At 34.8% G+C, this 1923-nt stretch carries 2 pseudogenes; both read left to right on the forward strand.

What is annotated here, in order from left to right:
* Positions 1-82: 82 nt before the first annotated feature.
* Positions 83-1189: pseudogene (locus tag LEP1GSC062_RS25815) on the forward strand (IS982 family transposase).
* Between the two features lie 260 nt (positions 1190-1449).
* Positions 1450-1923, forward strand: a pseudogene (locus tag LEP1GSC062_RS24645) (hypothetical protein); the annotation flags it as partial.

Below are 1923 nucleotides of genomic sequence, written 5' to 3' on the forward strand. Positions count from 1 at the left end.
AGGAGGAAAAAAGAGAAAATCTTGTACAGAAAAGCGCCAGATCACATATTGAACTAAATTTCCAGCAAGAAAAGGGTTAAATATGGATCTGACAGAGATATTTTGTGCGATAGACGATTATTGTACACAACAAAAAATAAACTGGAACGTGAAAATACTTTTGTCCGGTGGTTCGAAAAAGAAACCGAAAATTTCAGTTAAGCCTGAGTGAAGTAGCAACGATTGTTGTCTGTTTTCATCTTTCTCATTATAGAGAATTTAAAAATTATTATCTGATAGAAATAAAAAAGAATTTAAAATCCGAATTTCCAAAAGCTGTAAGTTACAATCGTTTTGTTGAACTGATGCCTAACGCGTTATCTGTCATAGCTTCGTTTCTATCAAATTCTTGTCTGGGAAAATGTTCGGGAATATCGTTCATTGATTCTACGATTCTTTGGAGTATGCGACAACAGAAGAATCCATTCTCATAAGAACCTGTCCAGTCTCGATTTTTTCTTATGGAAAAAACCGGAACTGAACAGAACCTTGCAGCTTGATCTTTGGTAAAATAAAATGAAGTTTTAGAACACGCTGTAAAGTATTTAAAGATACTGCACAACGAGGGAAATCAAGCACAGGCTGGTTTTATGGCTTTAAATTGCATTTAATCGTAAATGATCAAGGTGAAATATTATCATTTATGATTACTCCTGGAAACGTCGACGACAGGAATTCAAAAGTGATTTTTCCACTTGTTAAGAATATTCACGATAAGAACCTGCCCTCACCAGTTCTTTCTTATGGAAAAAACCGAGACCGGACAGAACCTTGCAGCTTGACCTTTGGTAAAATAAAATGAAGTTTTGGGATGCGCTGTAAACTTTTCGGAGATATAGGTTATATCAGTCAATCTTTGTTTGAAAGTCTTTATGAAAAGGGAATTCAACTCATTACAAAACTTAAAAAGAATATGAAAAATAAATTAATGCCCTTAGTTGATAAAATTCTTTTAAGAAAAAGAGCTATCATTGAAGCAGTTAATGATGAACTCAAAAATATCTGTCAGATTCAACATACTAGACATCGAAGCTTTTTCAATTGGGCTGTTAATCTATTAAGTGGGTTAGTTGCATTTTCTTTTTTTCCAAAAAAACCTTCTTTGAATTTGAGATCCAAAGACAATTTACAACTTTTACTCTCTCCTTAGGCCGAACTCACGTTAAAATACAAAACAAGAGAAAAGAATTAGAACGGAAAACAGACAAGCTCAAGGAAGCTGTAAAATTCTCAAAAAAGCACAAAGACCGTCGTCGGGTTCATCTCTATGAGAGAAATTGCGATCTACAAAAAAGAAGAAATGGCTTTATCGTAGGTTACAATGCGCAGGCGGCGGTCGATTATAAATCAAACATGATCATTTCATAATGTGTTGAGACCGGACAATCGGATACTCAGTTTACAGAAAAGATGATTCAAAAAGTTGAATCCTGTTATTCTTCTTTACTCATCCCTACATAATAGAGTGTCCAAAATTCTACATCTAAACGGGGATTTGTGCTAAAATTGGCGGTACTCCTTTATGTAGAGATCAATAAAATCAAAAGACCAGGATTTAAGAAAAATTCAATATGTCTTGGATGCGGGTTATGCGAGTGAGGCTAACTTCCGCAGTTTAAAAGAATTCGACCTTTATTGCCCGGACCAGAAAATAACAAAATTATTTCAAGTGGGGAAAATTCCTAAAGCCCCAAAATCCACTCAACGTAAACCAAAATCGATCCGGTTTACGTATGAAAAGAAATTGAATCGATTCATCTGTCCGACAGGTAGAGTTCTTAAATTCAGAACGGAAAAATATCTTCATGGAAAAGATAGCTATTCGGATTTTCGTTCGACTAGTTGTTCCGGTTGTCGTTTAAAACAGTTTTGTTCCAAGGGAAA

It is taken from the genome of Leptospira alexanderi serovar Manhao 3 str. L 60, assembly GCF_000243815.2.
GTDB classification, from domain to species: domain Bacteria; phylum Spirochaetota; class Leptospiria; order Leptospirales; family Leptospiraceae; genus Leptospira; species Leptospira alexanderi.